Raw genomic sequence first — 13,546 nt, 5'->3', positions numbered from 1 at the left:
TTAGTATAATAAGGGGATGAAAAGTATGAGTGAGGAATATGTTAGAAAAACCATTAAATTAAATAAGAAACTGTGGGATGAATTTCAGGCAAAAATAGAAGAAGAATATGGTACTACTTACAAGCATACTTCAGAGGAGATGGAAAAAGCTATTGAAAACTATGTTAATAATGATGTGTTGGACATTGAAAAAACAAAAACAAAAATCAACAATTTAAATGATGAAAACAACAATCTTATAATATTGTGTGAAAAACTTGAAGAAGAGAATAAAAAGTTGTCTGATGATCTTCTTTCAACAAGAGCTAGTAATAAGAAAAGTAATGATTTGCTGAACCAACATGAACAGGATGTGTTCAGATTAGAAAATGATAATAAGTTGCTTGAGAATTCTGTTAGAAGTTTAGAAAAGGAAGTTAATAGTTTAAGTGAGATTAATGCTGGTCTTGAGGATAGGAATAGGGAGCTTATTAGTGAGAATAAGGAGTTAGAGTCTAAGTATATTGAGCAGGTTGAGGAGACTAATCGTCAGGTTAAAGAGAATACTAAGATTAAGAATAAGCGTGAACATGCACAGGAACGTCTTAATAAGACTCAGGATGAGTTGAATGATACTCTTAAAAGGTTAGAGAAGTATAGTTTTGCTATTGGTCAGGTGAAGAATATGGGTTTTATTGATCGTTTGTTTAATAGGCTTCCTGCTGAGATTAAGGAGTTGCAGCCGGGAAAAGAAGAGGGTGATGTTGAAGATTAGTGGGGTTATGTTTTTTAGTCTTCAATATACATCATAGGATAATGCAAATTTTCATCGTATGATATACATGTAACGATTAATTTTTCATTAATTTTAGTGGTTAATCTTACTTGCAACATATCCCCGGTCAAAGAAGTATAACCCATACTTCGACTATTTTTTTCAATTAACTTACAATCCAATTTAACATCAACATCAACAATAGCTGGTTGCAACAATATACTCTCACTAATTGCAGTCTCCAAAGATGAAACAGTATTCAAACTTACAGGCGTTCCAACAAACTGATGAAACAATGATCCCATACTGATACCGCCCTCAAAGATTGCTCTTTCACGATCAGTTAAATTTTTAAAATAATCTTCTTCATTCAAAAATATCACCTTAAAGTTTTACCCATGATGGTGCATCATAGGTCGGAATTGTTAATATTATATTGTCCATATTATCTATTAAATTTTCAACACTATCCCGGGGAACTTCCAACATTATAATATATTCAACATCCAGGTCTCCAATATTTGATGTTCTCTCATAATTTGAAAGTCGGACACCATACTCATTTAACAAGAGCTTAATCTGCTTTTCATCATAAGTCCCGGCAGCACGGGAGGATAGTATTTGCTGAATGTCCAATGATGATGACTGGGACATGTTCCTGTTTTTTGGAGTTTCGGAAAGTTCCATGTTTTGTTCTATGTTACCGGAATCCTTGGATCTTAGGATGGATACTACAGTAGAACCTCCCACTATTTTTGTGGAAGTGTTAATGGTAGTGTTTTCTGTATTGTTTTCATCATATTCCTTGATTTCTTCATCTTTTGTTGTTTTATATATGTCTACTTTGTCTCCTTGAGATAAAAATCCACTAGCTGCCTGTTTACGGTTGATGTTTAATGGTATTATTACTGAGTCTACAGGTTTAATTTTTATTGTGGATAATGTTGTTGTTTCCTGTGAGTTAATGTAATTTGTTGCATTTTCTGTGTTCATTATGTCAGTTGTGTTATCGGTTATTATTTCTATTCTATCATATTTATCCTTGTATTCCTTGATTTGTTGTAGTAGGGTATTTTTTAGTATGGGGTGTATCATCAGGTTTACATCGAGATTGTTTAGTTCTTCTATTGTGTTTTTGCTTTCTATTTCTGCTATTATTGCTTCCTTGTTATGTCCCTCATCATCTACGAGTAATGTGTTTACTGTGTTTATTTTTTCCTGTTTCAGGTTGTTAAGTTCTTCCTGTTGTGGTGCGAATATTAAGAGATAATATGCTAGTGAGAAGATTATTATGATTATTAGTGCCACTACTATTATTCCTGTCATCAGTTCTTCATTTTCTTGTTTTTTTAGTCTGTGGTGTCTGTTGCGGAACAGTTTTGTTTTGTTTTCTTCTTGATCCAGGAGGTTTATTATTTTCTGATATTGTTCTTGTATTTTTTCTTTTATTTCTTTCATAATTGTTTTTTTTTAGGAATAGGAAAAAAATATATGATAAAAAAAAGAGTTTAGTTTTTTATTGGTAATATTGGGCTTATCATGTATATTATTCCCATTATTATCAGTAAGTATGATGGTATGTGGTATAGCATATTGTTTATTGGATAGATTAATGTTAGTACCAGTAATACTCCGCATACAAGGAATATTTTGTTGTTTTTTATTTTTGGATATTTGTGTGTTGATACCATCAGTATTGCTATGATTATCATTAAGATTAATATTATATGTTGTTCTTGTATGTTTGAGAACAGTAATAGGGACAACATGAATGATGTTACTGGTATTGGTAGGCCAATAAATGTTTTTGTTGGTCCGACTTGTTCTGTTATTATTGTATTGTACCTGCTTAATCTTAGTATTCCACATGATAATATGAGTATTGATGCTATTATCATTAGTGGTTGATTATATAATTCGAATATTATTACTGCTGGTGCGACTCCGAATGATATTACATCTGCTAGCGAATCTATTGTTTCTCCGAAGACTTCTTTTGTTGAGCTTGGATATTTTCGTGCTAATGGTCCATCTATTGCATCAAACAATACTGCCAGTATTAGTAGAATTGCTGTGAGTGTTATGTTTTGGTAGTGTGCTGTTAGTATTGCTAGCATTCCTGATGTTGCATTGAGGAGGGAGGCTATGTCTGCTACTCCTATCATTTTTATTATATTTGTTTGCATAGGTTAATCATATCCATATTATTCTAGTATATGTATTATATATCTTTTTAATACATAATATACCTTTTAACAATATTCTTGTAATGATAATTTCTATCATATATGTCCTATTTTTTTAATAAAATTATTAGTAACATCATTATATTAAACATTGTTTAAAATAATATATAAATCTTTATATTACAAGAAAAAATAATAAACAACAAAAAACAAAAATAACAACAACAAAAAAAAGAAAGAGAACAAAAAACATGGCAGACACAGAAAAAACAAAAACAGTACTAGGAATAGACGAAGCAGGAAGAGGCTCAGTACTAGGACCACTAGTAATAGGAGGAGTACTCATGAAAGAAAACAAACTAAAATTCCTAGACAGAATCGGAGTAAAAGATTCAAAAAGACTAACAGCAAAAAAAAGAACAATAATCTCCAGAAAAATAAAAAAAATAACACAATTCACAACAACAATAATCACCGCACAAGAAATAGACCACCTACGAAACACAGGAACAAACCTCAACAAAATAGAAACCAACGCAATGATAGAAATCATAAAACAATACAAACCAGAAAAATGCTGCATAGACTGCCTCGACGTAAACGAAGAAAGATTCCACAACAGAATACAACACACAAACCATAAAATGGAAGTAATAACAGAACACAAAGCAGACGACACATACAACATCGTAGCAGCCGCATCAATAATAGCAAAAGTAGAAAGAGACAAACAAATGGAAATAATAAGACAAGAATACGGAGCAGTAGGATCCGGATACCCAAGCGACAAAAAAACAACAGGATACCTGAAAAATCTCAACGGAAAATACCCCCCAATAGTAAGACAAACATGGAACACCGTCAAAAATATAGAAACAAAAGACTGAAAAATTATTATACTACAAAAATCATAATATATAATAACTATTAATAAAAAACGGATATTGACTATAAGGAGCTAAAAATAAATGGACATTATAGGAATAATACTATCTACAGGAAATGACATAATAACAATGTTCCAAAGTGGAGGAGCAATAGTATACATCCTCACAATAATCGGAATTTACGGAATATTCCTATCAATAGAAAAAATACTATACCTCAGAAAAGCATCACAAATAGACCTCACAGAACTAATGATAATAGTAAACGAATCAATGGCACATGGAGGATCACTAGAAGCACTAAGAGCAATAGGAAACTACAAAACACCAATATCACGAATAATATCAGAAGCACTGAAAATAGGATACCGAAGCAAATCCGAAGTAGAAGACAACATGGAACAAGTATTCATTGTAGAAATGAGTAAAATGATGAAAGGCCTATCAACCCTACAAACCATAATAGAAGTAGCACCACTAATAGGACTAATCGGAACAGTACTGGGAATGTGGTACACATTCAGAGACCTCGGAGCAGGAAGCGACATCACACTAATGGCAAACGGAATATACATAGCAATAGTAACAACCATATTCGGATTAGCAGTAGCAATCATACTACTCCCACTACACACATACATAAAAAGCAAAATAGAAATACAACTAGACAACATAGAAATAGCAAAGAAAATGAGCAACTGGAGAAACGCTGAAATGAAAATATGGCTAGAAAAAGACATAGACGAAGTCATAGAAGCACTCCAAGAATCACCAGGAATCATACAAGTAAAACAAATAGAAGACGAACAAGCAAACCTAAAAATATACCTGAAACCAAACATGCTAGAAAAAGGAATAAAAACCATTATACGAGAAAAATCAGACACACAAAACCGTATAGTAGAAAGTAAACTAAAACAATAAACAAGGTGTTGGAAAAAAATGTCAATAGATACACAAAAATTTAAAGATAAAATAGAACACCAAACACCGAACATAAACCTAGTACCACTACTAGATGTAATCTTCACAATAATGATATTTCTACTAGTGCTGCTAAGCCAACACCCAGGCGAAACACAACTAGACGAATACTCGCCAGAACAAATATCAGCCAAGCCAACAAGCTCAACAGGAGACTCCGAATACTACTTACTACCATTAAACGGACTAAGAAAAGTAACAGTAAACGGAGTGGACAAATCATCCATGATAAGGCAAGGCTCGATAGCAGTACACACAAGAGTAATGGACGAAGGACAAATAACAATGGACTCATCCACAGGAACAATAACCATAACGGCACCACCAGACCTACTAGATGTAGCCGTAAAAGCACCAGTAGTATAATAACAAAAAAATAAAGGAGAAAAAATAACATGTATTTAGGAAGAATAATATCAATAGGAAGTAATGAAAAAGGAAGCTATGCAGCATACAGAGTATCCAGCAGATCATTCCCAAACAGACAATCCGCAATAAACGGAGAAAAAGTAGCAATAATCCCAACCGAAGGATCAGAAGGAGACATATACAAAAATCCATACATAAGCTACAACTGCATAGACATAATAGATGACATATGCGTAGTAACCAACGGATCACACACAGACATCATAGCCGGAAAAATCAGAGAAGGAATGAACATACGAGACGCAATAGCACTAAGCTTACTTGCAATGGACTACGAAAAAGATGACTACAACACACCAAGAATAGCAGGAGCAATAAACTTTGAAGGAGAAGGATTTATTGGAATAGTACGTGATGACGGAATAGAAATAATAAAAGTAAATCCTGGAGAAGCATACTATGTATCAACATACGAACACAACAGTCCAAGAAAAGTAGAATACCCTGTAAACAATTCACAAGAAGCAACAGATTACATATTTGGACAAGGAACATTCGAAGAATTCACAAACCCTGTAACAAGTTGTGCAGCATTCGGAAAAACAGAATGGGAAATAACAGTAAAAAATCCATAGAAAAAACATACAATCATCACCCCCATTAACAACTATTTTTTAAATATTTAATCATGTAAAAAAACATCTAACCACCATCCACTAATGTACAATAAAACATTTTTACAAAATAAGTGTATTATTTTTTCTTATTTTTTCCAATATTATTTTAAAATTAAATTATAAATGTTATTATTAGAGTAAAATTTATTGAGTTTGATTTTATGAGTATTGAAATTATAGGTATTGAGAATTTTCCAATTATTAAAGAGGATGACAATCTTCCCGAGATTATTTATGATTCATTATTAGATAATGGTATTTCATTGGTTGATGGTGATGTTCTTGTTTTGGCTGAAACTGTGGTTAGTAAAGCTGAGGGGAATATTGTACGGATTAGTGATGTTGTTGCTAGTGATAAGGCCAAGGTTATGTCTGATATTAGTGGTAAAGATGCTCGACAGTGCCAGATTATATTAGATAATAGTGTGGATGTTATTAGATGTCAGAAGGATCTTATTATTACTGAGACTCCTCATGGTTTTGTTTGTGCTAATAGTGGTATTGATAATAGTAATTGTGAGGTTGGCTTTGTTACTCCTCTGCCTGTTAATCCGGATTTGAGTGCTAGGATGATTAAGAAGTTTTTGGATGATAAGTTTGATGTTGATTGTAAAGTAGTTATCTCTGATACTCAGGGTCGTGCCTGGCGTGTTGGTGCTATTGGTGTTGCGGTTGGTGTAGCTGGTTTACATCCTGTTACTGATTTCAGGGGCTGTCATGATTTGTATGGTCAGGAGCTTATGAGTACTATTGAAGGTACTGGTGATGAGCTTGCCAGTGCTGCTTCGTTGCTTATGGGTCAATCCGACAATGGCATTTGTCTGGTTCTTATCCGCGGTTACGATTCTGGTTTAAGTAGTTGTGGATTAGATGATGCTTCCATTAGTGAAGTTGTCCGGGATAATGAACATGATGCTTTCAGGTAGGTGTTTGTTATGATTACTGTTTTTAGTGGTGGTACTGGTACTCCTAAGCTTTTACAAGGTATTAGGAGTGTTGTTCCTGACGATGAATTGAATGTTGTTGTCAATACATTGGAAAATGATTATTTTAGCGGGGTTTATGTGTCTGCTGATGTGGATACTGTTTTGTATACTATGTGTGATCTTATTAATGAGGATTGTTGGTATGGTCGGCGTGATGATACATTTCATACTCATGATACTTTGAAGGAGTTGGGTTTTGATGAAGAGTTGCGTATTGGTGATAAGGATCGTGCTTTGAAGATTCAGAAAACTTTGCTTCTGAGGGATTATTCGTTAACTGATGCTGTTAAGATTCAATGTAGGAATTTGGGCATTAAGGCTAATATTTTGCCTATGAGTGATGAGGAATCTAATGTTAGTATTGAAACTGATATGGGCAGTATGTCTTTTCATGATTTTCTTATTAAGGAGGGTGCACAGCCTAGTGTGGAGAAGGTTGTGTATGATAATGTTCAGGCTACGAGTGAAGTGTTAAGTGCTATTGAGGAGTCTGATCATGTTATTATTGGTCCTTCTAATCCTGTTACTTCTATAAATCCTATTATTTCTATGAGTGGAGTGAAGGATTTGCTAGAAAGTACTTATGTTACTGGTGTTTCTCCGATTATAGGTTGTGAAGCATTTAGTGGTCCTGCTGGTAAGTTTATGAGGGCTGAGAATGTTGAGGTTTCACCTGTTGGTGTTGCAAAAATGTATAGTGATTTTCTTGACCATTATATAATAAATACTACGGATGACAAATATAAATGCAGTATAAAAGAATTCATACCAGAAGTATCTGTTGAAAATATTATTCTGAAAACATTGCAGGATAAAGTTAATCTTGCTAGGAAGATACTCGGAGTATAATTAGAACCAAGTGATTAAATGATACAGATTACGTTGATACAAATTGATAATTACGGGCCATGGACTGTTACGCCAGGGCCAAGGCATGAACCTGATTTACAAACATTACAATCCCGATTATATGGTGATTTAGAAAGGGAATTTGGAGCACGTGGTGGAATCGTATTCTTTAACAGATTTGATAATTTAATTGCTGTAAGTAATGGAATTGGCGAGGAAGACCACCGGAAAATTCAAGAATCAATACGTAACAGATATCCAATAACTGTGAGTATGGGTGTGGCAGCTAGACCTACACCTCTTGAAGCTCAGAAAGTTGCAACAGAGATGATTCAGAAGGGTGGTGGTGCTCAGTCTGATAAGAGATGTGAAGTGCTTAATATTGAGTCATTGGCAAGTGATGATGAATCTAAGGTTCAAATTGCTCATATTGATATTAATAATATTACCACTACTTTAACTGATGTTGAAACAGCTTATAATACTTCTATTACTGTTTATGAGGTGTTGTTTGAGTTAATGAAGGAGCTTAAGAAGTTGGGTGCTTTATGTTTCTTTATTGGTGGAGATAATTATATGGCCCCATCTAATGGTATAACCAGGAGTCAGTTGAGGGATGCTTTGAAGAAGGTTGATGAGAAGACTGGAGTTACTCTTAAGGCTGGTGTTGGCATATCCAAGTTTGGTGGTCGTGCTGCTGATCTTGCAGATCTTGGTCTTGAGGATATTAGGGCTGATCTTACTGATGATTCTATTTTAGTTTTTCATGACTGATTATTAGTGTTAATATATATTATGAGGATGTGTAGTTTTTATGAATGTTTTATCTGCTATGGCTGGAATAAATGATGGTGAATATTGTAAAAGGTTTACTGATGAGGGAGTTGATGTTATAACTTTGGGCGGTTTTAATCTTGACTTGGAGACTTTTAAGGCTGGATTAGAGAATATGACTAATGATCGTAAGGAGTTCATTACTTGTCCTCATCATATTACTGAGGATATTAGTGGTTTTGTTGATGTTATCAGGGATTATAATTCTAGTTGGGATGGTTTGATTAGTGTTAATCTTAGGGCATCTTCTAAGGATTCCTTCAAAGTGTTATATGGTAATGATGATATAGATATCTTTGAGATAAATGCTCATTGTAGACAACAGCCAATGTTAAGTGCAGGAACTGGTCAAGCATTGTTAAAGAATACTACATTACTCTCTGAAATATTGGAGGAAGTTACTAGTAACTCTGGTAAGGATGTTGGAGTAAAAATTAGGGCCAACGTTGAAGGAGTAGACATACTAAAAATTGTTGAACTGATAAACACATACAATGTCAAATACCTCCATGTAGATGCAATGAAAGAAGGTGTTCCAGAAGCTGATTATGACATTCTCAACAGGATTGCATCAAACACGAGCATACACATTATTGGAAACAATTCAGTGACAAGCCGTGAAGACTATGAAAAAATGATAGAAAATGGTGCCAGCAGCGTTTCTGTAGCAAGAGCTGCACGAGACGGTTCTATCAAACACATATTTACAGAATAAATCCCCTCCATTATTATTAAACTTTTTTTAGAAAATATTTTTAAAATATTGAAATTTTTTAAATAATTAATAAGTTATGCCAATAATTAATATAAATACCAAATCAATATTCTATTATTACCAGATATACAAAAGAATTATTAATAACTTATGAAATAAAAATATAGTAGAAGTAAAAAATTATTTAATGGAAATAAAATAATTTTTATAAATTTAAATTATTGAATATAAAAATGTTTTATAAATTTAAATTAATGAATATAAAAATGTTTTATAATCATTAAATTACTAAAAAAAAATTGCTTCTATTTAACAATATTAAAAATCTAGATGATTAATATGAATAAAAATATGAAAACAATTTTCCTATTTACAACATTATTAATCTTACTAATAGGAGTAGGTTGTATTTCAGCAGCTGACATCACAGATGACAGTACAACAGACACAATAAAGAAAACAACAACCGAACCTAAAAGTATAGAAAAAAATGTTATAAATAAGGCAAGTAATAGTAAAACTATTACTAAAACTGCACCAGCAACAGAATATAATATAACCGAATCAACATATTCAACATATTTTGATAAAGATTCTGTGATAAAAACCAGTGCAGTAAAAAATGACAGTAAAATCAAATTAGCCGGAGACTTTAAAAACAAAGACTTCATATTTGATAATGTTAAACTAACAGTAACTGGTACTGGAACATTATACAACACCAGCATCATAACACAAAACAGTGCAAAAATAGTGTTTGATGGATTAAAAATTGTTAACACAAACAAGAATGCTCAAGCAGTATTATTTGAAAGTGAAGGCAACACACTCCAAAACTCAAACATAACCGTAACCGATAATAAAGCATTACATGCTATTGAAATAACAGGTAACAAAAATACCATATCCAACATTAATGCTAAAGTAACAGCACCTAGTGCAGATGTAGTATACGATGCAAACTACGTAGGATACCCACAAACATCAGCAATACAAATCTCATCAAATGACAACATAATTGCAAACTCAAACGTATCATTCGATGGATCACAAAAAACAGGATACTATCCTAGTGCTGATGGAATAGACATACAATCACCTAATGGAACTGTTACAATCCGAAACAACACAATAACTAACACACAAGTTACAGTAAAAGGTCCAATGTATGTTTATGGAGTAAATGTAGGAAGAGCAAATAGAACCACACTAGAAAATATTACTGTTAAAGCTGACTCCGATTACTACAGTAACGGTGTTCAATTATTCGATGCATATGATACAGTCATATCAGGTGTAATTAACAGCACTGCTAAAAATGAATCATACGGTGTATACAGTACCGCAATGGGAATTGGAACTTCAAAACAAACTACTCTTAGAGAACTTAATATGACTGTTAACGGTGAAAAAGCTACTGGTACCTTAATGGAAGGAACAAGTGACATTACAATAGTATCTTCTAACTTTGCTGTCAAAGGTAAAACTGCAACAGCAGTAAATGTACATGTTGACTGGATGGGTAACAAACCATCAAATATCAATATACGAGACAACACATTTGACATCGAAGGTACCGACAACAATAACGTACTCTACTTTGGATTATGTGATAATGTTGAAGTAACTCAAAATAAAATTATGAGTACAGCAGGTTCAGAAATTTTCTTAAACAAAACCACAAACGGTAAAGTTACATTTAACGATATCGGTATAGGAAACAAATATATTGGAGACAACGGTGCTAAATCAACAGAAAATGACACTGAAATTAGACAGAATAATGGATTATATCTCTTAACTGATAATAATTACTCAAACTTCTTTAATAATGAATCAGTATTCATAGCAAAACCATACACTACAAACACAGTTGTAGCACAAGGTGACTTTAAAAATAAAGACTTCATATTTGATGATAGAGTATTAGTTAAATTCGAAACAAAAGGTAAATCAACATTTTACAATGCAAGTTTCATCACCCAGAACAATGCTACACTTATGACTAGTGGAATAAATATCGATAACACTAACAAAAATGCTCCAGCAGTACTATTTGAAACCGACAATAACATGTTATCCAATTCTGTAATTAAGATAGTTGATAACAAAGCATTACATGGTGTTGAAATAACAGGTAACAGAAACACTTTAACAAACATAACTGTTAACGTAACTGCTCCTAGTGCAGATGTAGTATATGATGCAAGCTTTGTAGGACAACCACAAACATCCGCAATACTCATAGCATCAAATAGGAACACAATAAGTGATTCAAAAGTATACTTCGACGGATCACAGAAAACCGGAAGCTATCCTAGTGCTGATGGAATAGACATACAATCACCAAACGGTACAACAACAATTAATAACAACGCTATAACCAACACAGAAGTTACAGTAAAAGGTCCAGTATACGTTTATGGTATTAATGTAGGAAGAGCAAAAACAACCAAACTTACTAATGTAACTGTAAAAGTTGACTCCGATTACTACAGTAACGGTGTTCAATTATTCGATGCAGACGGTATGAGCATAACCGGTGTAATTATCAGTACCGCAAAAACCGAAGCATACGGTGTATACAGTACAGCAATGGGAACCGGAAGCTCAAAAGACATAACCATAACAACCAGTAACATGACAGTTAATGCACCACTTGCTACAGGAGCATTAATGGAAGGATCAAGCAATATCATAATTGCAGACTCAAACATTAAAGTTACAGGTAATTCCACAACAGCAGTAAATGCTCATATTGACTGGATGGGCAATGCACCACAAAATGTGAACATTATAAACAACAACATGACACTTAACGGTAAAGCAAATAACAATGTATTATACTTCGGAGCAGCAAATAATGTTACAATATTCCAAAACAATATTATAAGCACTAAAGGTGCAGAAATAAACTTTAACAAAACAACCAAAGGTAATGTGAAAAACAACTTTATAAAAATTGGTTCAAAGATTTTCGGAGATAATGCAGTTAAAACAACCGAGAAAGACACTGTTGTTAAAAACAACTCACCATACATAACACAAGTTAAACTTAATAAAATAGCAGCTGTTAAATATGGTAATAATGTAACAATTTCTGGTACATTCGTTGCTACTAATGGTAAATCATTAGCTAACACCAAATTAAAACTTAACCTTAACGGTAAAACAGTAACTGTTAAAACAGGTAAAGGTGGAGTATTCACTTACACCACAAAAGCAACAAAAGTTGGAACAAACAACGTAACAGTAAGCTACGCTGGTAACAACAACTATGGTAAAGTTACTAATAAAACAACATTCAAAGTTGTTAAACGAAACTTAAAAATAACCCTTAATAAAATAGCAAATGTTGCTTACAAAAATAGTGTAACAATTAAAGGTACTTTTGCTGATGCTAATGGTAAAGGTATTGCTAACACTAACTTAAAACTTAACCTTAACGGTAAAACAGTTAATGTAAAAACAGGTAAAGGTGGAGTATTCACTTACACCACAAAAGCAACAAAAGTTGGAACAAACAACGTAACAGTAAGCTACGCTGGTAATGCTAACTACAAGAAAGTATCACAAAAAACTACTTTCAAAGTTGTTAAACGAAGCTTAAAACTTACAGTTAGTAAGATTAGTGCTGTTAAATATAAAGATACTGTAACTATTACAGGTAAATTAACTGATGCTAATGGAAAAGTTGTTATGAACACCTTTGTTAAAGTAAAAGTTAACAGTAAAACATACTCAGTTAAAACTAATAATAAAGGTGTTTACACACTAAAAATTAAAGCAACCACTATGGGAACCAACAAGGTTACTGTAAGCTATGCTGGTAACAAAAACTATAATAAGGCTTCTGCTAACACTACATTCAAAGTTACAAAACAGGGCGTTATTGCTACTATAAGCAGTGTTAAAGTAAGTAAAGGTAAAGTTACCGTGACTGGTAAATTAACTGATTCAAATAAGAAAGTTTTAATGAACAGTCTTGCAAAAGTTACTATTAATGGTAAAGTTACTAATGTAAAAACCAACAATAAAGGTGTTTACACTTACACTAAAGCTGTTAAAGGTACAGTGAAAGTTTCAGTAAGCTATGCTGGTAACAAGAATTATAGTGCTGCTGCTGGTCAAAGTATTACTGTAAGTGCTTAGAAATAGTTTTTGAAAAATATCATTTTTTTTTATTGGATGGACACATGTTTAATGTTGTGTGTCCAACATTTTTCCTTTTTTTATAGAAATTTTATCCATTTATACAAGAAAAAATCCTTTATTATTTAGGGGATAATACTCTTTTTCCATACA

The 13,546-nt window shown here is 32.9% G+C and carries 13 protein-coding genes; 10 read left to right on the top strand and 3 right to left on the bottom strand.

Annotation, left to right across the window (positions count from 1 at the left end):
• The first annotated feature begins 25 nt into the window (after window positions 1-25).
• The gene (locus tag PXD04_RS19130) at window positions 26-754 is read left to right on the top strand and encodes a hypothetical protein (protein WP_323736418.1); all 729 of its coding nucleotides are present in this window, start codon (window positions 26-28) and stop codon (window positions 752-754) included.
• Between the two features lie 14 nt (window positions 755-768).
• Here the strand turns inward: PXD04_RS19130 and PXD04_RS19125 are convergent, their stop codons facing one another.
• Genes PXD04_RS19125 through pssA form a run of 3 tightly spaced genes read right to left on the bottom strand, consistent with a single transcriptional unit; the run spans window position 769 to window position 2,940 of the window.
• The gene (locus PXD04_RS19125; protein ID WP_323736417.1) at window positions 769-1,128 is read right to left on the bottom strand and encodes a dihydroneopterin aldolase family protein; all 360 of its coding nucleotides are present in this window, start codon (window positions 1,126-1,128) and stop codon (window positions 769-771) included.
• Between the two features lie 10 nt (window positions 1,129-1,138).
• Window positions 1,139-2,212, bottom strand: a complete 1,074-nt coding sequence (locus tag PXD04_RS19120; protein WP_323736416.1) for a DUF515 domain-containing protein — start codon at window positions 2,210-2,212, stop codon at window positions 1,139-1,141.
• A 50-nt stretch (window positions 2,213-2,262) separates the two neighbouring features.
• Window positions 2,263-2,940 carry a CDP-diacylglycerol--serine O-phosphatidyltransferase gene (gene pssA / locus PXD04_RS19115; RefSeq protein ID WP_323736415.1) on the bottom strand — a complete coding sequence of 226 codons (678 nt, stop codon included), beginning with the start codon at window positions 2,938-2,940 and terminating at the stop codon, window positions 2,263-2,265.
• Window positions 2,941-3,191: 251 nt separating this feature from the next.
• Between pssA and rnhB the strand changes: the two genes are divergently transcribed.
• The 9 genes from rnhB to PXD04_RS19070 all read left to right on the top strand — a co-directional run bounded on the left by rnhB (window position 3,192) and on the right by PXD04_RS19070 (window position 13,393).
• Window positions 3,192-3,827 (top strand): ribonuclease HII, encoded by a 636-nt coding sequence (gene rnhB / locus PXD04_RS19110; RefSeq protein WP_323736414.1) that lies wholly within the window; start codon window positions 3,192-3,194, stop codon window positions 3,825-3,827.
• An 81-nt stretch (window positions 3,828-3,908) separates the two neighbouring features.
• On the top strand, window positions 3,909-4,751 hold the full coding sequence (locus PXD04_RS19105; RefSeq protein ID WP_323736413.1) for a MotA/TolQ/ExbB proton channel family protein: 843 nt from the start codon (window positions 3,909-3,911) through the stop codon (window positions 4,749-4,751).
• Between the two features lie 18 nt (window positions 4,752-4,769).
• Window positions 4,770-5,177 carry a biopolymer transporter ExbD gene (locus tag PXD04_RS19100; protein WP_323736412.1) on the top strand — a complete coding sequence of 136 codons (408 nt, stop codon included), beginning with the start codon at window positions 4,770-4,772 and terminating at the stop codon, window positions 5,175-5,177.
• A gap of 29 nt (window positions 5,178-5,206) precedes the next feature.
• Window positions 5,207-5,815, top strand: a complete 609-nt coding sequence (locus PXD04_RS19095) for an IMP cyclohydrolase (RefSeq protein WP_323736411.1) — start codon at window positions 5,207-5,209, stop codon at window positions 5,813-5,815.
• A gap of 203 nt (window positions 5,816-6,018) precedes the next feature.
• The gene (gene cofE / locus PXD04_RS19090; protein WP_323736410.1) at window positions 6,019-6,783 is read left to right on the top strand and encodes a coenzyme F420-0:L-glutamate ligase; all 765 of its coding nucleotides are present in this window, start codon (window positions 6,019-6,021) and stop codon (window positions 6,781-6,783) included.
• 9 nt (window positions 6,784-6,792) lie between these two features.
• Window positions 6,793-7,692, top strand: coding sequence for a 2-phospho-L-lactate transferase (cofD, locus tag PXD04_RS19085; protein WP_323736409.1), 900 nt, complete (start codon window positions 6,793-6,795; stop codon window positions 7,690-7,692).
• Between the two features lie 18 nt (window positions 7,693-7,710).
• A complete protein-coding gene (locus tag PXD04_RS19080; protein WP_323736408.1) occupies window positions 7,711-8,466 on the top strand; it encodes a GTP cyclohydrolase III in 756 nt (251 codons plus the stop codon).
• Window positions 8,467-8,506: 40 nt separating this feature from the next.
• Window positions 8,507-9,241, top strand: coding sequence for a tRNA-dihydrouridine synthase (locus PXD04_RS19075; RefSeq protein ID WP_323736407.1), 735 nt, complete (start codon window positions 8,507-8,509; stop codon window positions 9,239-9,241).
• Window positions 9,242-9,580: 339 nt separating this feature from the next.
• Complete coding sequence (locus PXD04_RS19070) at window positions 9,581-13,393, top strand: Ig-like domain repeat protein (protein ID WP_323736406.1); 3,813 nt, start codon at window positions 9,581-9,583, stop codon at window positions 13,391-13,393.
• Window positions 13,394-13,546 lie beyond the last annotated feature (153 nt).

The organism is Methanosphaera sp. ISO3-F5 (genome assembly GCF_034480035.2).
In the GTDB taxonomy this organism is placed as follows: Archaea; Methanobacteriota; Methanobacteria; order Methanobacteriales; family Methanobacteriaceae; genus Methanosphaera.
This window is presented reverse-complemented; position numbering and strand designations above follow the sequence as displayed.